The sequence below is a fragment of the Promicromonospora sp. NPDC060204 genome (assembly GCF_042728455.1).
Taxonomy (GTDB): Bacteria; Actinomycetota; Actinomycetes; order Actinomycetales; family Cellulomonadaceae; genus Promicromonospora.
Genome location: NZ_JBHWZO010000001.1, coordinates 41,294 through 65,377 on the forward strand (window position 1 = coordinate 41,294; position 24,084 = coordinate 65,377).

The 24,084-nt window shown below is 71.6% G+C and carries 18 protein-coding genes; 6 read left to right on the top strand and 12 right to left on the bottom strand.

Annotated elements, in window-relative coordinates:
* The first annotated feature begins 24 nt into the window (after nt 1-24).
* Genes ACFWEJ_RS00205 through ACFWEJ_RS00215 form a run of 3 tightly spaced genes read left to right on the top strand, consistent with a single transcriptional unit; the run spans nt 25 to nt 2,163 of the window.
* Nucleotides 25-1,044 carry an ABC transporter ATP-binding protein gene (locus ACFWEJ_RS00205; RefSeq protein ID WP_377227181.1) on the top strand — a complete coding sequence of 340 codons (1,020 nt, stop codon included), beginning with the start codon at nt 25-27 and terminating at the stop codon, nt 1,042-1,044.
* Entirely contained in the window at nt 1,041-1,925 is an 885-nt protein-coding gene (locus ACFWEJ_RS00210; protein ID WP_377227182.1) for an ABC transporter permease, read from the top strand. The genes ACFWEJ_RS00205 and ACFWEJ_RS00210 overlap by 4 nt, the downstream gene beginning before the upstream one ends.
* A gap of 4 nt (nt 1,926-1,929) precedes the next feature.
* The gene (locus tag ACFWEJ_RS00215; protein ID WP_377227183.1) at nt 1,930-2,163 is read left to right on the top strand and encodes a helix-turn-helix transcriptional regulator; all 234 of its coding nucleotides are present in this window, start codon (nt 1,930-1,932) and stop codon (nt 2,161-2,163) included.
* A gap of 42 nt (nt 2,164-2,205) precedes the next feature.
* Here ACFWEJ_RS00215 and ACFWEJ_RS00220 read toward each other — a convergent pair whose 3' ends face one another.
* Both ACFWEJ_RS00220 and ACFWEJ_RS00225 read right to left on the bottom strand, forming a co-directional pair.
* Nucleotides 2,206-4,200: a CocE/NonD family hydrolase gene (locus tag ACFWEJ_RS00220; protein WP_377227184.1), complete on the bottom strand. Its 1,995-nt coding sequence runs from the start codon at nt 4,198-4,200 to the stop codon at nt 2,206-2,208.
* 97 nt (nt 4,201-4,297) lie between these two features.
* Entirely contained in the window at nt 4,298-6,904 is a 2,607-nt protein-coding gene (locus ACFWEJ_RS00225) for a DEAD/DEAH box helicase (protein ID WP_377227185.1), read from the bottom strand.
* Nucleotides 6,905-7,079: 175 nt separating this feature from the next.
* Here ACFWEJ_RS00225 and ACFWEJ_RS00230 point away from each other — a divergent pair, with 175 nt between their 5' ends.
* Together ACFWEJ_RS00230 and ACFWEJ_RS00235 are read left to right on the top strand one after the other, a co-directional pair.
* Nucleotides 7,080-9,407 carry a hypothetical protein gene (locus ACFWEJ_RS00230; RefSeq protein WP_377227186.1) on the top strand — a complete coding sequence of 776 codons (2,328 nt, stop codon included), beginning with the start codon at nt 7,080-7,082 and terminating at the stop codon, nt 9,405-9,407.
* Between the two features lie 49 nt (nt 9,408-9,456).
* Nucleotides 9,457-11,766: a hypothetical protein gene (locus ACFWEJ_RS00235; protein WP_377227187.1), complete on the top strand. Its 2,310-nt coding sequence runs from the start codon at nt 9,457-9,459 to the stop codon at nt 11,764-11,766.
* A gap of 16 nt (nt 11,767-11,782) precedes the next feature.
* Here ACFWEJ_RS00235 and ACFWEJ_RS00240 read toward each other — a convergent pair whose 3' ends face one another.
* The 4 genes from ACFWEJ_RS00240 to glp are packed head-to-tail and all read right to left on the bottom strand — an operon-like array spanning nt 11,783 to nt 14,556.
* On the bottom strand, nt 11,783-12,331 hold the full coding sequence (locus ACFWEJ_RS00240; protein ID WP_377227188.1) for a methylated-DNA--[protein]-cysteine S-methyltransferase: 549 nt from the start codon (nt 12,329-12,331) through the stop codon (nt 11,783-11,785).
* Nucleotides 12,332-12,383: 52 nt separating this feature from the next.
* Nucleotides 12,384-12,632 carry a DUF6457 domain-containing protein gene (locus ACFWEJ_RS00245; protein WP_377227189.1) on the bottom strand — a complete coding sequence of 83 codons (249 nt, stop codon included), beginning with the start codon at nt 12,630-12,632 and terminating at the stop codon, nt 12,384-12,386.
* On the bottom strand, nt 12,629-13,255 hold the full coding sequence (locus ACFWEJ_RS00250) for a molybdenum cofactor guanylyltransferase (RefSeq protein WP_377227190.1): 627 nt from the start codon (nt 13,253-13,255) through the stop codon (nt 12,629-12,631). Before ACFWEJ_RS00250 ends, ACFWEJ_RS00245 begins: the two co-directional genes overlap by 4 nt.
* The gene (glp, locus tag ACFWEJ_RS00255) at nt 13,252-14,556 is read right to left on the bottom strand and encodes a gephyrin-like molybdotransferase Glp (RefSeq protein ID WP_377227191.1); all 1,305 of its coding nucleotides are present in this window, start codon (nt 14,554-14,556) and stop codon (nt 13,252-13,254) included. The genes ACFWEJ_RS00250 and glp overlap by 4 nt, the downstream gene beginning before the upstream one ends.
* Before the next feature lie 90 nt (nt 14,557-14,646).
* Here glp and ACFWEJ_RS00260 point away from each other — a divergent pair, with 90 nt between their 5' ends.
* Entirely contained in the window at nt 14,647-15,045 is a 399-nt protein-coding gene (locus tag ACFWEJ_RS00260; protein WP_377227192.1) for a VOC family protein, read from the top strand.
* A gap of 12 nt (nt 15,046-15,057) precedes the next feature.
* On the opposite strand, the gene ACFWEJ_RS00265 is transcribed toward ACFWEJ_RS00260, so the two are convergent.
* Genes ACFWEJ_RS00265 through ACFWEJ_RS00290 form a run of 6 tightly spaced genes read right to left on the bottom strand, consistent with a single transcriptional unit; the run spans nt 15,058 to nt 23,857 of the window.
* Entirely contained in the window at nt 15,058-15,588 is a 531-nt protein-coding gene (locus ACFWEJ_RS00265; protein WP_377227193.1) for a helix-turn-helix domain-containing protein, read from the bottom strand.
* Between the two features lie 60 nt (nt 15,589-15,648).
* A complete protein-coding gene (locus ACFWEJ_RS00270; protein ID WP_377227194.1) occupies nt 15,649-16,866 on the bottom strand; it encodes a nitrate/nitrite transporter in 1,218 nt (405 codons plus the stop codon).
* Between the two features lies 1 nt (nt 16,867).
* Complete coding sequence (gene narI, locus ACFWEJ_RS00275; RefSeq protein WP_377227206.1) at nt 16,868-17,623, bottom strand: respiratory nitrate reductase subunit gamma; 756 nt, start codon at nt 17,621-17,623, stop codon at nt 16,868-16,870.
* Nucleotides 17,623-18,354: a nitrate reductase molybdenum cofactor assembly chaperone gene (gene narJ / locus ACFWEJ_RS00280; protein WP_377227195.1), complete on the bottom strand. Its 732-nt coding sequence runs from the start codon at nt 18,352-18,354 to the stop codon at nt 17,623-17,625. The genes narI and narJ overlap by 1 nt, the downstream gene beginning before the upstream one ends.
* Nucleotides 18,351-20,006, bottom strand: coding sequence for a nitrate reductase subunit beta (gene narH / locus ACFWEJ_RS00285; protein ID WP_377227196.1), 1,656 nt, complete (start codon nt 20,004-20,006; stop codon nt 18,351-18,353). The genes narJ and narH overlap by 4 nt, the downstream gene beginning before the upstream one ends.
* Nucleotides 20,003-23,857, bottom strand: a complete 3,855-nt coding sequence (locus tag ACFWEJ_RS00290) for a nitrate reductase subunit alpha (protein WP_377227197.1) — start codon at nt 23,855-23,857, stop codon at nt 20,003-20,005. Before ACFWEJ_RS00290 ends, narH begins: the two co-directional genes overlap by 4 nt.
* Nucleotides 23,858-24,084 lie beyond the last annotated feature (227 nt).

Here is a 24,084-nt window from a genome sequence, read left to right on the forward strand (position 1 = left end):
GCTATGGATGGTATGGAGAGTGCGATGACTGCACAGGACCGACCTCCGCCGTCGAGCGACGTGGCGCTCGACGTGCGTGACCTACGGATGAGATACGGGACGAAGGACGTGCTCAAGGGCGTGTCCTTCACGGCGCAGCGCGGCGAGGTCGTCGCCCTGCTCGGGCCCAACGGCGCCGGCAAGACCACCACGATCGAGATCCTCGAGGGCTTCCGGATGCGGTCGGCCGGCGAGGTCGCGGTGCTCGGGCAGGACCCGGCGCACGGCGACGAGGCGTGGCGCGCACGGCTGGGCGTCGTGCTCCAGTCATGGCGGGACCACGGCCGGTGGCGGGTGCGGGACCTGCTCGGATACCTCGCACGGTTCTACGTCCCCTACTCGACCGCCGAGGTGTCGCGGCCGTGGGACGTGGACGAGCTGATCACGGTGGTCGGCCTCGCGGAGCAGACCAACGCCAAGGTCCAGACGCTCTCGGGCGGGCAGCGGCGCCGCCTCGACGTGGCCATCGGGATCGTCGGGCGTCCGGAGCTCGTGTTCCTCGACGAGCCGACGGCGGGCTTCGATCCGCACGCCCGGCGCGAGTTCCACGACCTGGTGCACCGGTTGGCCGACTTCGAGAACACGACGGTCCTGCTCACGACGCACGACCTCGACGAGGCCGAGAAGCTCGCGGACCGGATCCTCGTGCTCGACGGGGGTGTGGTCGTCGCCAACGGGTCGGCGGAACAGCTGGCATGCGAGCTGACCACCCAGGCGGAGGTGCGCTGGACGTCCGAGGGGCACCGGAACATCCACGCGGTGACCGAGGGCGATCCCACCGCGTTCGTCCGCCGGCTGTTGGCGGGCGACCCCGACGTCAGCGAGCTCGAGGTCAAGCGAGCCAGCCTCGAGGACACCTACATGGCGCTCGTGCACCGGGCCGAGACCTACCGGCCGAAGTCGGACGGCGCGGTGTCGGACGACGCAGGGTCGGACAACGCCGAGCCGCCGGCGGGGCAGGGCCGGACCGACCGGGCCGAGCAGAGCGAGGGAGTGCAGTCATGACCGCGACCGCGACCGCCGACAGGCGCACGCAGAACGACGCGCGCCGGGCTGCCGTCCGGGCCGGGCTCGTCCGGGGCTGGCTCGAGACCAAGTACTCGGTCACGAGCGCGAGCGACCTCGTCTGGATCCTCGCGTTCCCGGTCATCTACGCGGTGGTCCTGCTGTTCATGCGGGGCAGCACCGTCCCTGGCACCGACTTCGCGCTGGGTGCCATGGTGCTGCCGAGCCTGGTCGGCATGAGCATCGCGTTCGGCGGGCTGACCGGCCCCGCCAGCACGATCGCCGTCGACCGGGAGGACGGGACGCTGCTCCGGGCCAAGGCGACGCCCAACGGGATGCTGGGCTACCTGGTCGGCAAGATCTTGATGTTCGCGCTGACCACCCTGGTGGGTCTGATCGTGCTGGTCATCCCCGCCGTCACGGTTGCGGGAGAGCTGCGGCTCGACGGCCGCACCGTCGTCCTGCTGACGCTGGTCTTCCTGGTCGGGATGGTCGCCACCGTGCCGATCAGCGTGGCGCTCGGGTCGCTGTTCAAGAGCGCCTCGCAGACGGGGCTGCTGTTCCTGGGTTCCATGCTCCTGATCGTGCCGTCCGGGATCTTCTACCCGATCACGGCGCTGCCCGAGTGGCTGCAGTGGGTGGGGCAGGTGTTCCCGTACTACTGGCTCGGGCTGGGCGCCCGGTCGGCGATGCTTCCCGAGAGCATGGTCACGGCGGAGATCGGCGAGTCGTGGCGCACGGCCGAGATGTTCGCGGTGCTCGGTCTCTGGGCGGTTGTGGGTATGGTGCTCGCGCCGATCGTGCTTCGCAGGATGGCCCGGCGGGAGTCGGGTTCCACGGTGGCGGCGGCGCGGGAGCGTTACATGGCCAAGGGGTACTGAGCTGGTGGGGGAGCAGGCCGACGTCGTCCACAACCGCATAGCGATGCTGCGTGCCGAACGCGGTATCTCGCGGCGGGAGCTCGCCGACGCGCTCGGCGTGCACTACCAGACCGTGGGCTACCTCGAACGGGGCGAGTACAGCCCGTCGCTGTTCCTCGCGCTGCGCATCGCGGAGTACTTCGGCGTGGCGGTCGAGGTGGTGTTCTCGACGAGCCCGTTCAAGCGGCTGGGCGAGTAGCCCCCGCCGCGGGGAGGCGTGCCTCCCCGCGGCAGGCGCGCGTTACCGCGGCACGACCACCCGGGTCTCGGGCAGGAGCGCCGACCGGGTGACGTCGGCGGCGTCCGGCACCAGGCTGTGGCCGGGCGTGAAGCTCGTCATCGGACCGGACACGGGCAGGTTCAGCGTCGTGGCGCCGAGGTCGACCGAGTACTGCGTCGCCGCGCGGTCCACGGTCACGGTGGCGCCCCGGTCGGTGCCCATGACCACGAGCCCGAGCTGGTGCCCGGCGGGGACGACCAGGTCGTTCGTCTGCATCTCGACGGTCACGGTATGCGTGCCGGCGCCGTCGAGCCGGGCCCAGCCGCGACCTAGCACCTGGAGCTCCGTGGAACCGATGTTCCGGACCACGTCGCGGTAGCAGGCGTCGTCGACCCCGGCGGACTCGCCGTAGCAGGACTCGGTGCCGAGGGTCGTCGCGCCCTCGCCCCCGGTGAGCACCCGGTCCATCACGCCGTAGTCGACGAGCCCCACCGTGATCTGGCCGGTCGGTGCGCCGTGGGTGACGGTCGTCGTCACCGATGCCGCCCCCGAGAGCCGCAGGTCGTCCGTCAGCGTGCCGGTGCGGAAGAGCAGCCGGTTCGGGTTGGTGCCCGCGGTCAGGGCCGTGTTGAAGGTCTGGTTCGGGGCGTTCACCCAGCCGGCGTCGGCCGCGCGGCCGCGCGCGCCGAGCGCGAGGCTGCCGTCCGCGCGCGGCCGCAACCGGGCGGTACGGTCCGTGACCGGCCAGGTGTCCGAGGTGACGACCTCGTTCGGCGCGACCTCGACCCGCACCGCGGGTTCGTCCGTGACCCCGTTGTCGACGCCGAGCAGCTCGTGGTCGAACCAGCGGTGCAGGGTGTCCACCCACTCGGCCCGGTCCGAGTCGAACGGGTCGACGTGCCCCAGCCGCGTGAGCCACAGCTTGCGCTCCACGCCCTGCTCGCCGAGCGCCGTCCACCAGCGGGAGAAGTTGGGGGTGTCGACGTTGGTGTCCTGCGCGCCGTGCACGACAAAGACGCTGGCGGTGACCTGCGCGGCGTCGAACAGGGAGCCGGAACGGTAGTCGCGCTCGGCCCAGAAGGCGTTGTGGGCGCCGGACGCGTCGTCGGCCGCCGTGTTCAGGGCCTCGGTGATCGCCGAGCAGTCCGTCGCGACGTGCCGGCCGCCGGCCACGTAGCCCATGAGGAATCGCGGGTAGTTCGCCGAGAACGGGAGGCCCTGCGCCCGGTCGTAGTCGTACCAGGAGCTGATCGCGCCGATCGGCACGATCGTCTCCAGCCCCTCGACGCCGGTCGCGGCGACGCCGTTGGCGAGCGTGCCGTCGTAGGACTTGCCGATCATGCCGGTCCTCCCCGTGGTCCAGTCGGCGACCACGGGCTCCCCGGTGTCCGGGTCCACCGCCGTCGCCCTGCCGTTCAGCCAGTCCACGACGGCCTTCACCGAGAGCACGTCGGAGGGCCCGCCGTGGTCCGTGCAGCCCGTGGACCAGCCGGTCCCGGCCATGTCGACCGCCACGTACGCGTACCCGCGCGGCACGAACCAGTTGTCGTAGTAGAGCGGGAACAGCGAGGGGTCCCCGGCCGCGTCGTACTCCTTGAGCTCGCTCTCGTTGCCCCGGCCGCAGCACGCGTAGTACGGGCTGGCGTCCATCACGACGGGCACCTCGGCGACGCCGTCGAGCTCGGCGGGGCGGATGATGTCGGCGCGGATCTCCTCGGCGTCGCCGTCGCCGTCCAGGTCCGGCGCGATCACGTTCACCGACTCGCGGATCGCGCCCGCGTAGTCGTAGACGGGGGCCGTGACGCCGTCGTCGTCGAGGACGTACGGGGTCTCGGCCGGAATCTCGGCGGCCGACACTTCAGCGGTCGGCGCCTCGGCGGCCCGAACCTCGGCGGCCGGCGCCTCAGCCGCTGGAACCGCTGCCGCGGGAACCGTCCCGGCGGCCAGGGCCAGTGCCGTGAGTGCGGCGACGGCGGCTGCGGCGACCTGCTCCACCCGGACGTGGTGGACTCGCATCGGCGTGCTCCCTCGCGACGAACGGCCTGGTCCCGGGGAACATATCGGGTGAATGTCGCATACGGAAGGCTGCCCGGTTACGCCGGGGTAAGTGTCGCTACGGCGTCGGCAGGTCGCCCGCCGGCGCCGCCGCCCGCGGGTCGTGGGACAGCACGGCGTCCAGGAGCCGCACCGCGGCGTCCTTGTCGAGCGGCGCGTTGTAGTTGCCACACTTGGGCGACTGCACGCACGCCGGGCAGCCGTCCGCACAGGGGCAGGCCGCGATCGCGTCGCGGGTCGCCCGGAGCCACGTCGCGCCCAGGTCGTAGGCCCGTTCCGCGAAGCCCGCGCCGCCCGGGTAGGCGTCGTAGACGAACACGGTCGCCTCGCCGGTGTCGGGGTGCAGCTCGGTCGAGACCCCGCCGAGGTCCCAGCGGTCGCAGGTCGCCAGCAGGGGCAGCAGCCCGATCGATGCGTGCTCCGCCGCGTGCAGCGCGCCCGGCGCCTGCTCGGGCGAGATGTCCGCGGCGCGCAGCACGAACTCCGGGACCGACCACCAGACCGCGACCGTCCCGAGGGTGTGCTCGGGCAGCTCGAGCTGCTCCGTCCCCAGCACCTGCATGTCCGGGACACGACGGCGCTGGAAGCTCACCACCTGCGATGTCACCTCCACGGGGCCGAGGCCCCACGTCACCGGTCCCCACTCGCGGGTGACCAGGTCGTGGCCGGGACCGTCGTCCTCCTGAGCGGCGGCTTCGCCGCCGGGCGACTGGTCCCACCCCTCGATCGCCACCGACATGACCGAGCGCGACCACGTCCCGTAGTCGAGCCGCCGCCGCTGCACGACGGCGGTGTGGTCGGTCAGGTCGAGGTGCGCCACCACGTAGGTGGTGCCCTGGTGCACGTAGACGGCGCCGTCGTGCACCTGACCGTCCGCCGAGGCCGCGTCGACCGTGCCGAGCATCCGTCCCGTGCCCTGCTCGACCACGCGGACGGGCGTGCCGCCCGCGCCGCGCAAATCGGTCAGGCCCGCGGCGGGCTGGTGGTGGGTCCAGTACCACCCGGAGGTCCGACGCCGGAGCGCGCCCCGGGCGACCAGCACGTCGAGGATCCCGCGCACGTGGCCGGCGTCGCCGAACGCCGCGAGGTCCTCGGAGCGGAGCGGCGCCTCCTGGGCCGCCGCGCACAGGTGCGGCGCCAGGACGTGCGGGTTCGCGGGATCGAACACCGTGGCCTCGAGCGGGGCGTCGAACACCGCCTCCGGGTGGGTCACGAGGTAGGTGTCGAGCGGGTCCTCGCGCGCGACGAAGGCGACCAGGCCGTCCGCCCCGGCCCGACCCGCGCGGCCCGCCTGCTGCCACAGCGACATGCGAGTACCGGGCCAGCCCGCGATGAGCACCGCGTCGAGGCCGGAGATGTCCACGCCCAGCTCCAGCGCATTGGTGGTCGCCAGGCCGAGCAGCTCGCCCGTGCGGAGGGCCTGCTCCAGCTCGCGGCGCTCCTCGGGGAGGTAGCCGCCGCGGTAGGCGGCGATCCGCCGCCCGGCCTCGGGCGCGGAGTGCCGCAGATGGTCGCGGGCCTGCTGGGCCACCGACTCCGCCCCGCGCCGCGACCGCGTGAACGCGAGGCTGCGGGCGCCGGCCTCGGCGAGGTCGGCCAGCAGGTCGGCGACCTCCGCGGTGGCAGACCGGCGCGGATGCTCCGGCGGCGCAGTGGTCGCGACGGGGTCGGCCTCCGAGTCTTCGCCGGGCAGCGCCCAGGGGTCGGGCTCCTGGGGGTCGGCACGTCGCATCGAGACCGGCTCGTCGCGGGGCCCGCCGGAGGCCTCCGCGGCAGCACCGTCCACAGGCGGGCGCCAGGAGGCGATCTCCGGCGGCTGCCACAGCACCACGGTCCGGCGTCCCGACGGCGAGGCGTCCTCGGTGACGGCCGTGACGTCGTCGGGCGACACCCCGATGAGACGGGCCGCGCTGACGGCGGGCTCCGCCGTCGTCGCCGAGGCGACCACGAACGTGGGCGAGCCCTCCCCGTACCGCGCCGCGAGCCGCGCGAGCCGGCGCAGCACGAGCGAGACGTGCGCGCCGAAGACGCCGCGGTAGGCGTGCCCCTCGTCGACGACGACGTACCGCAGCCCCTTGAGCAGCCGTGACCAGCGACGATGGTTGGGTAGCAGGGCGTAGTGCAGAAAGTCGGGGTTGGTGAGGACGACGTCGGCGTGGTCCTGGACCCAGGACCTCTCCTCGCGCGAGGTGTCGCCGTCGCACGTGGCGACGCGGACGTCGCGCGTGCCGGCCGCGTCGAGGACGCGTTCCAGCGCGCTGAGCTGGTCGGCGGCCAGCGCCTTGGTGGGGCTGAGGTAGATGGTCGTGGGCCGCACGTGCGCCGAGGCGATGTTCCCGGGGTCGAGCGTCGCGGCGGCCGCCGCGGTCCGGACCGCCGACAGCGCGGGCAGCCAGAACGCGAGCGACTTGCCCGATCCCGTGGACGTGGCCAGGGCGGTGTGCCGACCCTGGTGCACCAGGTCGGCGGCCACGGCCTGGTGTGTCCACGGCCGGTCGACGCCGAGCTTCCGGTACCCCTGCACAACTGTCGCGTCCGCCCAGTCCGGCCAGTCCACGTGCTCGGCCGTGCGCTCCGGGAAGGTGCGCGACGCCGTCAGCCGCTCGGCGCGTGCGCCACCGGCGAGGAGCACGTCGAGGAGGGGGTGGGTGGGGACGTCGGGCACGCAGGACAGTGTCGCATCCGGGTTGCCGGACAAGGCGTGGTCAAGGGGCCGAACGGAACAGGGGCGAATTAAACCAAATCAACAGAGTTCACCCGCTAATTGGCTGAGCGGCCCGGCGTCGCGTCGATAGGTTCACGCAGTTGCGCAGGTCGACCGATGTCTCAGGAGGACATGGATGAAGCGCTCTCTCATTGCCGGAGCCACAGCAGCCGGGCTGCTGTTCGGTGCTTTCGTCTCGCCGACGGCGGCCGCCGCCGAAGCGACACCGTCGCTCGCCGCCGACTGCGACGGCACTGCTCAGGGCGAGGCCGAGGCGTCTGCGCTCGCGGCCGCATGCGGCGAGGACGTCGAGGTGCTCACCGGTGCGGAAGACGGCGCGACGCTCTACGCCGAGCCCGGCGGATCCATGCGGTTCGAGACGTCGGCGGTCGACCCCAATGTCGTCTCGCAGTCGTCGGCGAACACCGTTCTCCGACCCTCCGGACCATCGGGATACAACTGGACCGGTACGCAGTGGGTCGGCTACTGCGACCCGGCCGAGTATGCCGAGGTCTGCGACGCCGCCGGGATCCAGCGCCTTGTCTGGCAGTTCGACGGCGTCGACATCTTGAGCGAGCTCGAACCCGGGGACATCACCTCGGCCGAGTTCTTCGCGAACAGCGATGAAGCCTGGCTCGATGACGTGCACTGCACGCCGAGTCGCCTGGACCTCTACGACATCCCGCGCATCTCGTCAGCCACTGGCTGGGCGAGCACGACGGCCTGGACCGAGAGCCGGCGCGTGGGAGGCTCCACGTTCTACTGGGGAGCATGCGAGCAGACTCCTCACTACCTGGGGTTCTTCGACTTCGACGCGACTCAGATTGCGGTCAACGCCGCCAGGGCCGACCGCTCCTCGGTGACCATCGGCGTGCGAGCTGCAGACGAAACGTGCATGACGTGCGGCTGGACCTCGTTCAAGCAGAGTGCGACTCTTGTCGTCCGTTTCAACAGGGCGCCACTGACGCCGACCAACCTGAAGACAGGATCCAGCGACTGGGGCGATGGTGAGCCATGCGTCTCGGGGCAAGTCGTGCGCACAACCGCGCCCCGCCTGTCAGCGGACATCACCGATCCCGACCCAGGCGGCACGCCTGACGACAGTGCTCCGGTGTTCGCGACGTTCCGAGTTGCTCAGGCCAGTGCTCCCGACACCGTGCTCTGGGAAGGCTCAGAGTCCTATTCGCACACGCGTCGGCACAGCATCTCGGTGCCTTCAGGGATTCTGGAGCACGATGGCCGGTACGTATGGTCAGTGCTGGGAACTGACGACGGCGGTCTCAACGGCTCGACCGCCTCATGTGCGTTCTCCGTTGACATCAGCTCTCCTGCAGCGCCAGTCATCGTGCCCTTGGTGGGTGACCAGGCGGTCTACCTCGAACGAACCGTCAGGGGTGGCCTCGGGGTTACCGGCTCGTTCCTGTTGACGAGTTCGTCGGATGACGTTGCGAGGTATCGGTACGGCATCAACACGCAGACTCCTTCGAACGAGATTGCCGCAACCGAGAACACAGTCCTGCAGATTGCGCCTTCGAGGGCTGGCCTGAACTATCTGTGGATCGACGCGGTCGACGAGGTGGGTAATGTCAGCAAGCAGACAGTTCACGAGTTCTACGTCTCGTTCAATGCACCGACACCGCCGCCGCCTGCCATCACGGTAACCGGCCCCACGTCGTACACCTTTGGGGATGTCCCCACGGCCTCGGTGACCCTCAGTGCGGATGCCGTCACTCCCTACGGGACGGTGACGGTGAAGTCTGGCTCGGTCACCGTGGGAAGCGCGTCCTTCGACGAGCGCACCGAGGAGCTGGAGCTCGACCCCCTGGCGCTGGGCGCAGGAACAAAGGCGCTCAGCTTCACCTACCAGGCGTTCCCCGGTGCGCCGAAGTGGAGCACGACGCGGACCGTGACGGTCACACCGCTGACGTTCGTGGCCTCCCGGTCCCCCTCCGTCGCGGGCACCGTCCAGGTCGGCAAGACCCTCACGGCCAATCGCTGGACCTGGACCCCGACGCCCACGACGGTGAAGTACCAGTGGCGTCTCGACGGCAAGTCCGTCTCCGGCGCGACGTCGAAGACCTGGACCGTCCCGGCTTCGGCCAAGGGCAAGAAGGTGTCCGTGGCGATCACGGGGTCGAAGACGGGCTACACGACCAAGTCCCTGGCGAGCCCCGCGACGGCCGCCGTCAAGGCTGGCGCGTTTGTCGCGCCGGCGACGAAGATTACGGGCACGCTCAAGGTCGGTTCCACGATCAAGGCCGTGCGGGGCACGTGGACGCCGCAGCCGTCCACGGTGAAGTACCAGTGGAAGGTCGGCGGCGTCGCGGTCAAGGGCGCGACGAACTACTTCTTCAAGGTGCCCGCCTCCGCCAAGGGCAAGCGGGTCGCCGTCGTGGTCACCGGTTCGAGGACGGGCTACGTGACAAAGACGGTGACCAGCGCGTTGACCAGCATGGTCCGCTGACGAAGTTCGCGTCATTCTTCAGGTAACACCTCACCAGCGAGGAAACTCTATGCACGCTACGGACAACAGGGCTTCACGCCGTGCGACGACGCAAGCCGTCCTTGCCGGAGCAATGACGGGCGCGCTCATTGCAGGAATGTTCCCGTCCACGGCGACCGCGCAGGACATCTCAGGAAGCGAGGCTGCAGACACCCAGGCAGCGGATAACACCTACATCGACCGCTTCGTCCAAGAGGGCACCCCGGCACCGGTTGGCGGGCGCCTCATCCAGATCGATCCGTTCTCTATCGAAGGCGCGTCGTACTCGATGACGAAGGGCGGCGGGTATCCGTTCTCCGGTGAGATGAGCGTCGAGGACGGTGTGCTGGACACGGCATTCGTATCGTTCTCCCGGAGCGCAGCGGTCTACCGGAGCGATGGCTCGATCGAACAGTTCGACGACGGCGGCAACTGGATGCCGGACGTGCCGGCCGAGAACGGCGTCCTCAGCATGGCAGGTAGCTCGAGCTACGGGTCCGCGTTCGTGGTGACAGGTGACGGCGATCTCACAACCGCCTTCTCGGGGTGGCAGGAGATCCTTCCCGAGGATCCGCAGGATCTCGGCTACTCCGCCGTCGCTGCCGGCGACCATCTGTTCTATGCGCTCCGCGGTAACGGAGAGATCGTCGGTTTCGCCATGCCCGTCGACAGGCCGCGTCTCAGGTGCCTCGACCACTTGGTGCCGGTCGGCGGGACTCGGTACACGGCGATCAGCGCGGCGGGCGGGAGCTGGATGGCACTCCGATCTGATGGTGCTGTCGTGACGTGCGGTTACGCAGAAGGCCCGGACCCCTACGTCGGTGAGGTCCATACTGCTCCGAGCGGCTCGACATTCGTAGGCGTCGACGCAGGCAGGGTCTACGGACTGGCCACCTCGACCACAGGCGCGGTCATGTCGTTCGGCTCCACCACCCTGGTTCCGCCGCAGCCGCCGGATGGATCTTCGGTCGTCGGGCTCTCAGCGGGAGCCAGGACGGGCGCTTACATCCTGAGCGACGGCTCTTTGACGACGTGGGGCAAGCCGCTCACCATGCCCGACCTACCTGCGGGAACAGATCGATTCATCGCGATCAGCGAAGACCCGTGGGGTAGCACGTACGCTATCTGGGCACATGAAGTCCTGGATCTGAGCATCAACGTCACCGTTCCGGAGAGCGTGCGGATCGGTCAGCCGGTGAACGCACGGGTCGAGGTTGCTCTCGACGGCGTCTATCGTCCGGACGGAAAACTCTGTCTTGTGGACTACAGCGAACGCACGGACGCACTGTGCGCGTTCGAATTATCGGATGGCGTAGGTACGATCCGGCTCGAGACGGACGAAAGCATCGCGAGCTCGATCCAGGGACCCGGCACTCGCAAGTTCGGCTTCGGTTTCATCAGCCCGATAGGCCGGTTCACCTACGCGACAGCGACGTTCGAGGTGCTCCCGCCAGCAGCTACGCAACTCGCGGCAGACGTGCCGGCCAGCTATCCACCGGGTAGTGATGTCACCGCGTCCTTCATCGTGAACGTTGAGGACGAGACGGTTCCCGTCGGCGAGGTCTTGCTGCGAGCAGTCATCGGAGAAGATGACGATGACCTCGGATACACGGGCGACGACGTGAATCTCGGCTATGTGAGTGTGAGATCGACCGATCCGGTCGTGGTGGACATCGACTCGAACGCCTTGCCGGACGGGCAGTACGCCATCAAGGCGAAGTACATCCCCGAGAGCCGATTCTATGGTTGGTATGCCCCGACCGCCCCGGCGCAGTGGCGAGGAACGCTGACGGTCGGGTCGAACTTCGTGGCCTCCCGGTCCCCCTCCGTCGCGGGCACCGTCCAGGTCGGCAAGACCCTCACCGCGAACCGGTGGACCTGGACACCCACCCCCACGACGGTGAAGTACCAGTGGCGCCTGGACGGCAAGGCGGTCTCCGGTGCGACGTCGAAGACCTGGACCGTCCCGGCGTCGGCCAAGGGCAAGAAGGTGTCGGTCGCGATCACGGGCTCGAAGTCGGGCTACACGACCAAGACCCTCGCGAGTCCGTCGACGGCGGCCGTGAAGGCCGGCACGTTTGTCGCGCCGGCCACCAAGATCACGGGCACCGTCAAGGTCGGCTCCACGCTGAAGGCCGTGCGGGGCACGTGGACGCCGCAGCCGTCCACGGTGAAGTACCAGTGGAAGGTCGGGGGCGTCGCGGTCAAGGGTGCGACGAACTACTTCTTCAAGGTGCCCGCCTCGGCCAAGGGCAAGCGGGTCGTCGTGACGGTCACCGGCTCACGCACCGGCTACACGACGAAGACCGTCACCAGTGCGCTGACCGGCGCGGTCCGCTGAGCGGACCTGGGGCAGCTCACAGATCGAAGAGCGTGGGCTGTTCCAGGTAGACGCCCTCCTTCTCCAGCATGCGCAGCTTGGTGCGCGGGCCGCCGCGGGCCGAGAACCCGCCGATGCGGCGGCCCGCGGCCAGCACGCGGTGGCACGGCACGATGGGCGGGAACGGGTTGCGGCCCATCGCCTGGCCCACGGCCTGGGCGGCGCCCGGCGCGCCGAGCTCCGTCGCCACCTCGCCGTACGTGCGGGTCTCGCCCGGCGGGATGGCCCGCACGATCTCGTACACCCGGCGGTCGAAGTCGGGCACGGCGCTCATGTTCAGGGGCACCTCCGCGAGGTCGCCGACGCCGTCGTCGAGCAGGTGCTTCAGCGCCTCGACGGCAGCCGCGACCGGGTCGGGCGGGGCCTCGACGGCGCCCGGGTACCAGCCGCGCACCGCGCCTCGAACCTGGTCGGCGCTGCCGTGGGGGAGTGTCGAGCCGACGATCTCCGCGTCCTCGTTCCAGACGAGCGCGCACTCGCCGATCGCGGTGGGGACCACCGCGAACTCGAGCCTGTTCCGGTCCATGCCGCCAACGATAGGCGGCACCACTGACAATGCTCCCAGCCGGGTGCGGAGATCAGTCGGTGACCCAGCGGGCCGCCAGGTCGGTCGCCTTCTGCGTCGGGTCCGGTTCGGCGACGAGCGCGCCGGCCGCGGCCAGGCCGTCCGCGTAGCCGACGGCGTACGTGGTCAGCGGGGCCGCCGGACGCTCGACGGCGTGCGCGGCGTCCCGGGCGAGGTCCAGCACCTTCTTCATGTCGATGGTCCCGGTGGGGAGGCCGAGCTCCGACTCCAGGTCGGAGATCCACTGCTTGAGGTCTGTCATCTCACGTCTTTCCGGTAGCGGGCCACGTCGGCGGGGGTGTCGATGTCGTCGCTCCAGCCTGCCGGGTCCGGCACCTCGGTGCACCGGAGCGCGCCGACCAGCCGCTTCATCGGCGCCCCGTCCGTCTCGATCCCGTCCAGCGCGCCGTCGAGCGCCGCGCGGCGGTAGAGGCCGACCAGCCACTGGGCCCGGCCCCCGCGCGTCAGGTAGGCGCCGTCCGCCGGTTCACGTGAAACAGCCTCTTCGAGGTGCGCGATCGCCCGGGCGGCGCGCGGCACGTCCACGGCGAGGAGCAGCACCCACGACGCACCGGGGTCGGGCAGGGCGCGCAGACCGGCGGCGAGGCCGGCCACGGGCCCGCCGAACGGCGGGTCCTCCCTGGTCAGGAGGGGTGTGGGTCCCGCGTAGCCCGACGCCGGGTCGCGGGCCGGGAGCGCGCGTGCCAGCTCCGGCGGTCCCACGATCACGACGCGGCGAGCCCGCGCGCTCGCCGCGAGCGCACGGTCGAGCAGCCGCGTTCCGCCCACGACGAGGCCCGCCTTGGAGGTGCCGTCCAGCCGGGAGGCCCGGCCGCCGGCCAGCACGACGGCGTCGTACCCGACCCGGGGAGCGGCCCTGGTCATCGCAGCATCAGCACCTGGACGACGTCGCCGGCCCGTACCTTCTCGACGTCCGGCGGCACGAGGGCGAGGCCGTCGGCGTCGGCCAGCGCGGACAGGGAGTGGTGCGACCCGGCGGGCTCGACCCCGCCGTCGACCCACCGGACGGGCAGCGCCTGGAGCCGGCCCGCGGGGCTGGACCACGCCGTGGCGGCGCGGAGGGAACGGTATGCCTGGCCGAGGGGGTAACGGAGGGGTAGCAGTGCTCGCTCAGCGTTACGTCCCTGGCTGGGTAGGCCTTCCGCCGCGCCCCCGAGACCCCGGAGCCGGTCGATCGCCGGCCGCGCGAACAGCTCGAACGACGCATACGCGCCCACGGGGTTGCCGGGCAGGGCCAGCCACGGGACGCCGCCCCAGCGCGCCAGCGCCTGCGGCTTGCCGGGCGACATCGCGACGCTCGCGACGTCGGCGTCCGTCACGGGGCCCGCCGCCGGGCCGGACGCCGCCAGCACCTCGCGCACCACGTCCGCCGCGCCGGCCGAGACGCCGCCCGCGGTCACGATCAGGTCGGCGCCACCGACACGTGCCGCGTCGAGCGCGGCGCGCAGTTCCTCGGGATCGTCGGACACCGGCCCGAGCCGGACGACGTCGGCCCCTGCCGCCCGGGCCGCGGCCGCGAGCATCGGCCCGTTGGAGTCCGTGATCTGACCGGGACCGAGCGCCTCGCCGACCGGCACCAGCTCCGAACCCGTGGAGATGACGGCGACCAGCGGCCGCCGTCGGACGGAGACGCGCACCGTGCCGGACGCGGCCAGCGCGCCGACGAGCGCCGCCGTCAGCTCTGTACCCGCGCGCGCCAGCAGCTCTCCCTGCCGGACGTCCTCGCCGGCGCCCCGGACGTGCGCCCGCGGACGGCGGGCGAGGACGACGGAGTCCTCCGACCGGGTCGCACCCGCGACGAACCGCCCGGTCGACGTGTGCTCCACGGGCACGACGGCGTCCGCGCCCGGCGGCAGCGGCGCGCCCGTCATGATGCGCACGGCCTGGCCCGGCCCCACTCCGGCGGGAGCGCCCGGGCCGGCGGCGACGTCCCCGATGACCCGGAGGGTCACCGACGAGCCGTCGGAGGGCAGGTCCGCCAGGCGCACGGCGTACCCGTCCATCGCGGCGCTGTCGAAGGGCGGGACGGACGCCGACGCGTACAGGTCCTCGGCCACCACCTCGCCCAACGCCTCGGCCAGGTCGCGGTGCCCGGCAGGCAGGGGCGCGACCAGGGCGAGCACCCGCTCCAGATGCTCGGTGACGCCCCGTACCTGCGGCTCCATGGTCCGACCCTAGGACAGTGCCGCGCCGCACGGGTTTCGCCGGACGCACAGCAGGTCGGGGACAGGTGTGAGCGTGCCATGATCACGGGTATGCGCCTCCACCACATCCAGGTCGCCTGCCCGGCGGGCGGCGAGGACGCCGTCCGACGTTTCTACGGTGACGGCCTCGGCCTGACCGAGGTCCCGAAGCCTCCGGCGCTGGCGGTCCGGGGCGGCTGCTGGTTCCGCGACTACGACGAGGACGGGCGCACGGTCGCCGAGATCCACGTCGGGGTCGAGGAACCGTTCACCCCGGCGCGCAAGGCGCACCCCGCCCTCGTCGTCGACGACGTGGCGCAGCTCGAGTCGCTCGGCGCGCGCCTCGCGGAGCTCGGCCACGAGGTCAGGTGGGCCGACCGCCACACCTTCGACGGCTACGAGCGCTTCCACGCCTTCGACGGTGCCGGCAACCGCGTCGAGATCCTGACGCCGGAGTCGGGGTCGATGTAGGGATCGCGAAACTCACTCAAGGCCGTACCGCGCCCGCGTGATCCTGACGAGCTCGTCCTCGTCGATCTTGCCGCTCACGTAGGCCACGGCATCGGCGCGCGCCGCGTCCGTGACCCGAAGACCTTCCATCTCGTTGCTGTGCATCGCCTCCTCGACGATCCGCTGCCGCTCGGCGCGGCGCAGGGTCCGGTAGGCGATCACGTCGACCATCGCGACGCGGCGATAGGTGTTGACCTTGGTGAACGGGATCTGCCCGGTCTCCAGCAGCTTGACCAGCGTCGGCCGCGAGACACCGAGGATGTCGGCGGCCTCCTGGGTGGTGAGCATGCGCGCGCGGTCGACGATCGTGACAGAACTGCCTGTTCGCAGCGACTTCGTTGCGCTGTCGAGGAGGCGCCGAAGCTGGTCGGGCAGGTCCACGGCGACGCCGCTCTCCGTCTGGAGCGTCACGTGACCGGGGCGTGCGAGAAGGTCACCGATCTGCTCCAGGACATCCAGGCTCTCCACGGTCGGCAGGACCGTGTTCTCGTCGATCGTCGACATGACAACCACGGTAAGTCGAAAAAGTCGAAAGAGCCAGGCGGATCGCTCTCAGACCAAGGTTCAGGCCCGCGCCCCCCGGCGCACCGGCCCCAGCGTGAACAGCAGCGTCGCCAGACCCGTCGCCGCGAGCAGCGCGAACCCGACGCCGTAGTCGCCGTTGAGCTGGTAGACCGCGCCCATGATCAGGGGCGGCACGAAGCCGCCGAGCCCGCCGGCCGCGCCGACGATGCCGGTCACCGCGCCGACCTTGTCAGCGGGCGCGACCTTGGCGACCAGGGCGAACGTGGCGCCCGAGGACGCCCCCAGGGCCGCGGCGAGGCCGAGGAACGCGATGGTGCCCACCGGGACGAGTCCCGGCTTGAACGCAACGACGGCGGCCAGCACCGTCACCGCGGCGAAGCACCAGACCGACACGTTCACGGGGCCGAGCCGGTCGGACAGCATCCCGCCGACCGGGCGCATCACCACGGCGAGCACCACGAACCCGGCGGTGCGGGTCGCGGCGTCGGTGGCGGTGAGGTCGTAGGCGTTGGCGAGGAACGTCGGCAGGTACACGCTGAACGCGACGAACCCGCCGAACCCGATCGCGTACAGCCAGGCGAGCTCCAGCGTCGCGGGCAGCTTGAGCAGGGACCAGGTGCGCGCCAGCATGCCGCCCGTGGCGCCGGCGGTGCGTCCCGGGGCGTCGCGCAGCAGGAACCACGAGGAGATCGCGAAGACCGCCAGGATGGTCGCGACCAGCACGAACGGCGCCCAGCGCCCGTAGGCGTCGGCCAACGGCACGGTGGTGAACGACGAGACCGCCGTACCGCCCATCCCGACGCCGAAGATCCCCAGCGCGGTGCCCCGCCGCTCGGGTGCGAACCACGCGTTGACGAAGGGGACGCCGATCGCGAAGGTCGTGCCGCCCAGTCCCAGCAGGAACCCGCCGACGATCAGCGCGGCGTACGAGTCGGCGACCAGACCGACGAACAGCACCGGGACGATCGTCAGCGCGCTCACGAGCGGGAACATCGTCCGCGCCCCGAACCGGTCGGTCAGGGCACCCACGGGGATCCGGCCCACGGACCCGACGAGCACGGGGACGGCCACGAGCACCGACTGCTGGATCTCCGACAGGGCGTACTCGACCCCGTACGCCTTGCCGAGCGGGCTGATCAGCGCCCACGCCCAGAAGTTCACCGCGAAGCCGACGGTGGCCAGCGCGAGCTGCACGTTCGCCGACGTCCCGCTCGTCTCGGCCCGGCGGCTCGCCCGGGTAGGTGGTGCCTGCGCCATGTCAGCTCCTCGCGCGGGGTCCGGTGGGCGGCTCCCAGCCGGGACGGGGGCGGTGCATGCCGGAGCCGCCGGGGGCGGCGCTTGCGCGGCCGGCGTCGCGCGACCGGTACACGACGTACGGCCGGAACAGGTACGGCACCGGGGCGGAGAACGCGTGCACCAGGCGCGTGAACGGCCACAGCGCGAACAGCAGGAACGCGGCGACGATGTGCACCTGGAAGGCGACGGGGACGCCGGCCATCAGCTCGGGCTGCGGCTGGAGGTACCAGAGCGAGCGGAACCAGGGCGAGATGGTCTGCCGGTAGTCGTAGCCGTGCTCGGTCACGAGCTGCGTGGTCGCGGTCGCCCACGCCCCGGACAGCACCGACAGCGCGAGCATCGCGTACATGACCTTGTCCATCACGGTCGTCGCGAGGAACACCGCGCTGGTGGCCCGGCGGCGGTAGATCAGGATGAGCAGCCCCAGCACGAGCACGGCGGACGCCGCCGACCCGGCCAGCGCCGCGACCAGGTGGTAGACGTCCTCCGGGATGCCGACCGCCTCGGTCCACGACGCCGGGATCACGAGCCCCGCGACGTGCCCGAGGATCACCACGAGCAGGCCGAGGTGGAACAGCGGGGACCCGATGCGCAGCAGGCGCTTCTCGTACAGCTCGGACGACCGGGTGGTCCAGCCGAACCGGTCGTACCGGTAGCGCCACACCGACCCGACGACCAGCACGGCGAAGGTCACGTACGGCAGCACCACCCAGAGCATCACGTCCACGGCGGGGCACCCCCGTCGTCGTCGGCCCCGAAGCCCGGGAGGCCGGACAGGCCGACCAGCTCCGCGGGCGGGCCCTCCGCCACGAGCGACGCGACGCGTTCCAGCGTCCGCGCGTCGACGGGCGGGAGCGTGAGGCAGACCGCCTCGACCGCCGCGACCCACGGCCAGCCCTCGGCGGCGAGCGCCTGCCGGAGCACCTCGATCCCGTCGCGGTGGGCGGCCAGGAGCGCCCCGACGATGCGGGCGCCGTCGCCGTCGGCCCGGGCGGAGAGCTCCAGGACGCTGCCGAGGTGGTCGGGCAGCTCGCCCCGCGTGACCTCCCAGCCGACGGCGCGGTACGCCTCGGCGAACCGGAGCAGGGCGGCGCCGCGCCGCCGCGTGTCGCCGGCGGCGTAGTAGGAGAGGTAGAGCGTGCAGCGGCGCTTGAGGTCGAAGGTGGCGACGTAGGCGGTCTGGAGCGCGCCGAGGTCGCCGTCGGCCACGGCGGTGGCCAGGCCGGTCAGCCGTTCGGCCACGGGCGGCGGCAGGTGCCCGACGGCGGCGCGCACCTCGTGCGCCGCCCGCACCGCGTGCTCGTCGGGGTAGGCGAGCAGGAGGGAGGCAGCCATGTGGGCGAGGCGGCGGTCGCCGTCGGACAGGGGGACCGGGGCGAGGGGCTCGCCCGCCGTGGCGGAGCGGGCCCCGCGGCGGAGCATGGGGCGGGGCAGGAACGAGAGGCTCACGACGGCCTCCCTTCGTCGCCGGGCGGGAAGAGGCCGTCCGGCCGGCCGTTGCCGTCCCAGTTCAGGAGGTTGACCCGGCCGGGGGTGGACGGGCCGTTCGGCGAGTCGGCGGTCTGCCGGGAGGAGAGCGCGTGGAAGTTCTCCACGGCGACGGGGACGGGCGGGCCCGACGACTCCCCGAGGGGTCCGGCGCCGCCCATGCCCGGGCCGCCCTCGTAGTCCAGCGAGCAGGCGATCTCCTCCAGGTCGCGGGCCTGCTCGGCGTGCGCCGTCGGGATCACGTACCGGTCCTGGTATTTCGCGATGGCCAGCAGCCGGTACATCTCCTCGACCTGCGCGCCGGTCATGCCGACGGCGGTCGCCGTCTCCTCGGACGGGGTGTTGCCCAGGTTCACGTCGCGCATGTACGAGCGCATGGCGGCGAGCCGGCGCAGGACCCGTTCGACGGGCCGGGTGTCGCCCGCGGTGAACAGGCCCGCGAGGTACTCCAGCGGGATGCGCAGCTTCGAGATGGCCGCGAAGAGGGTGCGGGGGTCCTCGCCGTCGTTCCCGGAGCTCGCGACGACGTCGACCACCGGCGACAGCGGCGGGATGTACCAGACCATCGGCAGCGTCCGGTACTCGGGGTGCAGCGGGAGCGCCACCTCGTAGTCGTTGATGAGCTTCCAGATCGGGGACGCCTGCGCGGCCTCGATCCAGTCCTCGGGGATGCCCTCGCGGCGGGCGGCGGCGACCACCTCGGGGTCGTCCGGGTCGAGGAACACGGACCGTTGGGCGGCCAGGAGCTCGTGCTCGTCCTCGACGGACGCCGCCTCGGTGACCCGGTCGGCGTCGTACAGCACGAGGCCCAGGTAGCGCAGGCGGCCCACGCACGTCTCCGAGCAGACGGTGGGCAGGCCCACCTCGATGCGCGGGTAGCAGAGCGTGCACTTCTCGGCCTTGCCCGTCTTGTGGTTGAAGTAGACCTTCTTGTACGGGCAGCCGGTGACGCACTGCCGCCAGCCGCGGCAGGCCTCCTGGTCCACGAGCACGATGCCGTCCTCGGCGCGCTTGTACATGGCGCCCGACGGGCAGGACGCGACGCACGCGGGGTTGAGGCAGTGCTCGCAGATGCGCGGCAGGTAGAACATGAACGTCTGCTCGAGCTCCTCGGCGACGTGCTCGCTCATGTGCTTGAGCACCGGGTCGTCCTGCATCGTCGCGGTGGAGCCGGCGAGGTCGTCGTCCCAGTTGGCCGACCACTCGATCTTCACGTCCTTGCCCGTGAGCAGGGACTTCGGCCGCGCCACGGGGGTGTGCGCGCCCTGCGGGGCGGACAGCAGCATGTCGTACTCGTAGGTCCAGGGCTCGTAGTAGTCCTGGATGGACGGCATCTTGGGGCTGGCGAAGATGGTCGCGAGCTTCTTCAGCCGCCCGCCCGCCCGGAGCTTGAGGCGCCCTCGCTTGGTCCGGACCCAGCCGCCGTGCCACTCGTCCTGGTCCTGGTACGTACGCGGGTAGCCCAGCCCGGGCCGGGTCTCCACGTTGTTGAACCAGACGTACTCCATGCCGGACCGGTTGGTCCAGGCCTGCTTGCACGTCACCGAGCACGTGTGGCACCCGATGCACTTGTCGAGGTTCATCACCATCGACATCTGGGCCATGACCTTCATTGGTAGCGGACCTCCTGGCTGCGACGGCGGACCACGGTCACCTCGTCACGCTGGTTGCCCGTGGGCCCCAGGTAGTTGAAGGCGTAGGAGAACTGGGCGTACCCGCCGGCCAGATGCGAGGGCTTGAGCAGGATCCGCGTCAGCGAGTTGTGGATGCCGCCGCGCAGGCCCGACGCCTCCGCGATCGGCACGTCGACGGTGCGGTCGGTGGCGTGGTGCATGTAGACGGTGCCCTCCGGCATGCGGTGGCTCACCACGGCCCGCGCGACCACCACGCCGTTGCGGTTCACGGCCTCGACCCACTCGTTGTCCGCGACGCCGATGCGCTCGGCGTCGCCCGGCGACATCCAGATGTTCGGCCCGCCGCGCGAGAGCGACAGCATGAACAGGTTGTCCTGGTACTCGGAGTGGATGGACCACTTCGAGTGCGGCGTGAGGTAGCGGACGACGACCTCGGCCTCGCCCGCGCCGTCCTGCGCCGGGTCGCCGTCCCGCGCCGCGCCGTGCCGGGGCCCCGAGAGCGCCGGGGAGTCCGGGAACAGCCGGTGCATGTCCAGCGGCGGCCGGAACACCGGGAGCTGCTCGCCCAGCTCCACGAGCCAGTCGTGGTCCAGGTAGAAGTGCTGCCGGCCGGTCAGGGTGTGCCAGGGCTTGAGCCGCTCGACGTTCACCACGAACGCGCTGTACCGGCGTCCGCCGTGCTCGCTGCCCGACCACTCTGGCGACGTGATCACGGGAGTGGGCCGGGCCTGCACGTCGGCGAAGGTGATCCGCCGGCCCTCGTCCTCGCGGGCGAGGTCGGCCAGCGGGCGGCCGGTGCGGCGCTCCACGCGCTCGAACCCCTGGACCGCCAGACGGCCGTTCGTGGTGCCGCTCAGCGCCAGGATGGCCTCGCAGGCGTGGGTGTCGCGGTCCAGCCGCGGACGTCCGGCCACGGGCCCGTCGGGGACCAGCCCGTTGACCTCGCCGAGCCGCCGCACCTCGGCGTCCGGCGAGAACGACACGCCCTTGGTGACCATGCCGACGCCGTCCGTCAGCGGACCCAGCGCCGCCATCCGGGCCGCGAAGGCCGGGTAGTCCCGCTCGACCTCGACGATCTTGGGCATGTTCACGCCCGGCACCAGGTGGCGCTCGCGGAACGGCACGTCGGTGTCGGTCACCGCGCCGTGCGCCACCGCCATCTCGTCGGGGGTGTCGTGCGCCAGGGGCGAGGCGACGACGTCCTGCCGCACGCCCAGGTGGTGCACCGCCATCGCCGAGACCTTGCGCGCGATCGCGTGGAACGCGGCGAAGTCGGTCTTGGTCTGCCACGGCGGGTCGATGGCCGGGCTGAAGGCGTGCACGAACGGGTGCATGTCCGTGGAGGACAGGTCGTGCTTCTCGTACCAGGTCGCGGCGGGCAGCACGACGTCGGAGAACAGCGTGGTGCTCGTCATCCGGAAGTCCAGCGTGACCAGCAGGTCGAGCTTGCCGCGCGGGGCCTCGTCCCGCCAGGTCATGGTGGCCGGGCGCCGGTCCGGCGCGGACTCCTCCGCGAACACCGCCGAGTCGGTGCCCAGCAGGTGCTTGAGGAAGTACTCGTTGCCCTTGCCGCTCGACCCCAGGATGTTGGCCCGCCACACGGTCAGCACGCGCGGGAAGTTGGCCGGGTCGTCCGGGTCCTCGACGGCGAACCGCAGCCGCCCCGCCTTCAGCTCGTCCACCACGTGCTCCGCCACGGGCCGGCCCGCGACGCGGGCCTCGTCGGCCAGGTCCAGCGGGTTGCGGTCGAACGTGGGGTAGCTCGGCATCCAGCCGCGCTGCGCGGAGTCCACGAGCGTGTCCGCCGTCGTCCGCCCCGCGAACGTGCCCGGGGCGAGCGGCGAGGCCAGGGTGTCGGCGGGCAGGCCGTCGTACCGCCACTGGTCGGTCGCGAGGTACCAGAAGGCCGTGCCGATCATCTGCCGCGGCGGACGCACCCAGTCCAGCCCGCCCGCGTACTGGGCCCAGCCCGTCACGGGACGGCACTTCTCCTGACCCACGTAGTGCGCCCAGCCGCCGCCGTTCACGCCCTGGCAGCCGGTCATCGTGGTCAGCGCGAGGAAGGCCCGGTAGATCGTGTCCGAGTGGAACCAGTGGTTGGTACCCGCGCCCATGATGATCATCGACCGGCCGTCCGAGTCGACGGCGTTCTGCGCGAACTCTCGCCCGATCCGCGCCGCCGCGGCCGCCGGGACGCCCGTGATCTCCTCCTGCCACGCCGGGGTGCCGGGGGCGGGGTCGTCGTAGCCCGCGGGCCAGTCGCCCGGGAGCCCCGGCCGGCCCACGCCGTACTGGGCGAGCATCAGGTCGAACACCGTGGTCACCAGGTGTCCGCCGACGCGGCGCGCCGGCACGCCGCGCACGACGACGCCCTTGCCGCCGGTGTGGGCGTCGTCGTCCGGCCCGGGCACGACGTCGAACCGGGGGAGCGCGACGGCGACCGGCTCGGCCGGGCCGTCGGTCCCGGAGCCCGGCGCCGGGTTGGCGGGGGCGCCGCCCGGGACACCGCCCGCCGGGAGGTCCGCGATGCTGAGGGCCGGGTCGACGTCGCCCAGGTCCAGGTTCCAACGCCCCTCGTCGGCTTCGCCGTACCGGTGGCCCAGGGTGCCGTTCGGCACGACGGGCCGCCCGTCGGCGTCGAGCAGCACGGGCTTGAAGTGCGAGTTCGCCTCGGTCGAGACGCCGGGCAGGACGTCGTCCGACAGGTCGGCCGCCGTCAGGAACTTGCCCGGGACGTACGCCTCCTCGGCGTCGTCGACCGCGTGCTGCCCCGCGCCGGACGACGGCACGGGGTCCAGCCGCACCAGGAACGGCGAGTCGCTGTACTGCTTGAGGTACGCCGCGAAGCGCTCCGTGCGCCGGTCGACGAGGTACTCGCGCAGGATCACGTGACCCATCGCCAGGGCGAGCGCGCCGTCCGTGCCCGGGTGCGGGGCGAGCCACGCGTCGGCGAACTTCGTGTTGTCCGCGTAGTCGGGGGACACGGCCACGACCTTCTGGCCCCGGTACCGGGCCTCGGTCATGAAGTGCGCGTCCGGCGTGCGCGTCACGGGGATGTTCGAGCCCCACATGATCAGGTAGGCGGCGTTCCACCAGTCCGCCGACTCCGGCACGTCGGTCTGGTCGCCGAACACCTGCGGGGAGGCCACGGGCAGGTCCGCGTACCAGTCGTAGAAGCTGAGCATCGTGCCGCCGAGCATCTGCACGAACCGGGCGCCCACCCCGTGGGAGACCATCGACATCGCGGGGATCGGCGAGAACCCGGCGATGCGGTCCGGCCCGTGCGTCTTGATGGTGTGCACGTGGGCCGCCGCGACGATCTCCGCGGCCTCCTCCCACGTGGCCCGGACCAGCCCGCCCTTGCCCCGTGCCCGCTTGTAGGCCGCGGCCGTCGCTGGGTCACCCGTGACCTCGGCCCAGGCCCGGACCGGGTCCTCGGTGCGGGCCCGCGCCGCGCGGTAGGCCTCCAGCAGCACGCCGCGCACGTACGGGTAACGCACGCGCGTGGGCGAGTAGGTGTACCAGGAGAACGCGGCGCCGCGCGGGCAGCCGCGCGGCTCGTACTCGGGGGAGTCCGGGCCCACCGACGGGTAGTCGGTCTGCTGGGTCTCCCACGTGATGATGCCGTCCTTGACGTACACCTTCCACGAGCACGACCCCGTGCAGTTCACGCCGTGCGTCGAGCGGACCACCTTGTCGTGCGACCACCGGTCCCGGTAGAACGAGTCGCCGCCCCGGCCGCCCTCCAGGTAGAGCCTGCGCAGGTCCTCGGACACCTCGCCGCGGCGGAGGTGTCGACCCAGCCTGACGAGCGTGTCCTCGATGGCCATATTTTTCAGTTTCACCTGGGGCTGGTGAATGCGCGACCGGGCCGGGGTCCGGATGCCGCGGGCAACCCCTCACACCCCGGGCCGGCCGCCTGTGCGTTCTTCCTTACGGTCGATTAACTGCTCTTGGACGGGCGATGAAACACCGCCTCCCTAGTTTCATAGCCGTCGGTCCGACGTCGGGCCGGCCCCGGAACCGGCACCTGTCGGTCCGGGCGCGCCCGGCGTCG

Bases quoted from the DNA above. Each gene is read 5' to 3' on its own strand.
- ACFWEJ_RS00205 (WP_377227181.1), top strand. From the start codon at position 25: ATGACTGCACAGGACCGACCTCCGCCGTCGAGCGACGTGGCGCTCGAC.
- ACFWEJ_RS00210 (WP_377227182.1), top strand. From the start codon at position 1,041: ATGACCGCGACCGCGACCGCCGACAGGCGCACGCAGAACGACGCGCGC.
- ACFWEJ_RS00220 (WP_377227184.1), bottom strand. From the start codon at position 4,200: ATGCGAGTCCACCACGTCCGGGTGGAGCAGGTCGCCGCAGCCGCCGTC.
- ACFWEJ_RS00230 (WP_377227186.1), top strand. From the start codon at position 7,080: ATGAAGCGCTCTCTCATTGCCGGAGCCACAGCAGCCGGGCTGCTGTTC.
- ACFWEJ_RS00235 (WP_377227187.1), top strand. From the start codon at position 9,457: ATGCACGCTACGGACAACAGGGCTTCACGCCGTGCGACGACGCAAGCC.
- ACFWEJ_RS00240 (WP_377227188.1), bottom strand. From the start codon at position 12,331: ATGGACCGGAACAGGCTCGAGTTCGCGGTGGTCCCCACCGCGATCGGC.
- ACFWEJ_RS00245 (WP_377227189.1), bottom strand. From the start codon at position 12,632: ATGACAGACCTCAAGCAGTGGATCTCCGACCTGGAGTCGGAGCTCGGC.
- ACFWEJ_RS00250 (WP_377227190.1), bottom strand. From the start codon at position 13,255: ATGACCAGGGCCGCTCCCCGGGTCGGGTACGACGCCGTCGTGCTGGCC.
- glp (WP_377227191.1), bottom strand. From the start codon at position 14,556: ATGGAGCCGCAGGTACGGGGCGTCACCGAGCATCTGGAGCGGGTGCTC.
- ACFWEJ_RS00260 (WP_377227192.1), top strand. From the start codon at position 14,647: ATGCGCCTCCACCACATCCAGGTCGCCTGCCCGGCGGGCGGCGAGGAC.
- ACFWEJ_RS00265 (WP_377227193.1), bottom strand. From the start codon at position 15,588: ATGTCGACGATCGACGAGAACACGGTCCTGCCGACCGTGGAGAGCCTG.
- ACFWEJ_RS00270 (WP_377227194.1), bottom strand. From the start codon at position 16,866: ATGGCGCAGGCACCACCTACCCGGGCGAGCCGCCGGGCCGAGACGAGC.
- narI (WP_377227206.1), bottom strand. From the start codon at position 17,623: ATGCTCTGGGTGGTGCTGCCGTACGTGACCTTCGCCGTGCTGGTCGTC.
- narH (WP_377227196.1), bottom strand. From the start codon at position 20,006: ATGAAGGTCATGGCCCAGATGTCGATGGTGATGAACCTCGACAAGTGC.
- ACFWEJ_RS00290 (WP_377227197.1), bottom strand. From the start codon at position 23,857: ATGGCCATCGAGGACACGCTCGTCAGGCTGGGTCGACACCTCCGCCGC.